At 30.4% G+C, this 586-nt stretch carries 1 pseudogene; it reads right to left on the reverse strand.

The features are described from left to right. Nucleotides 1-396 (reverse strand): annotated as a pseudogene (locus tag L1D46_RS20830) (hypothetical protein); the annotation flags it as partial. Nucleotides 397-586: the final 190 nt, after the last annotated feature.

Below are 586 nucleotides of genomic sequence, written 5' to 3' on the forward strand. Positions count from 1 at the left end.
ATATATATTTAATAAAGCAGGAATAAAAAACAAACGCCTTACTAACATCGATTCTAAAATTGTAATGTCAAATATATAAGATAAACCGAAAGATAAAGCAAAAACGAAAAGGCAACCCTTCAACAATAAATTGACTTTTGACTCAAATGAGTTTTCTCCCCAGAGAAATGCAAGCATAATAAAAATAGTTAAAAAAACAGACTTATGGCCAGTTGTCATATATAAATATAAAAGAACAAATATCGATAAAATTATCATCCACAATCGCTTTGAGACTACACCATAAATAATTCCCAAAGGACATATGCATTTTGCTAACCAATAATATGAATATGAAGAAAATGAATTATTATTCTCCCTAGCCGACAATCTAACTTCATAAATTCCTTCAAACATGAATACACCAAAATTCAGAGAAATACCATGCGCAGCTATGACCCCCAAAGTACAAACTAATAACAGCAAAAACCACAAATTAACCCGATTCCTGTCCGATAGTTGAGGAGCCTTAATAACAGGTAGATATATCAACAAAATATGTGTAATAGGGATGGAAAGAAAAGAAAAGAAAAGTATTAAATAAGAC

Source organism: Pseudoalteromonas sp. Isolate3, from assembly GCF_022398505.1.
Taxonomy (GTDB): Bacteria; Pseudomonadota; Gammaproteobacteria; order Enterobacterales; family Alteromonadaceae; genus Pseudoalteromonas; species Pseudoalteromonas apostichopi.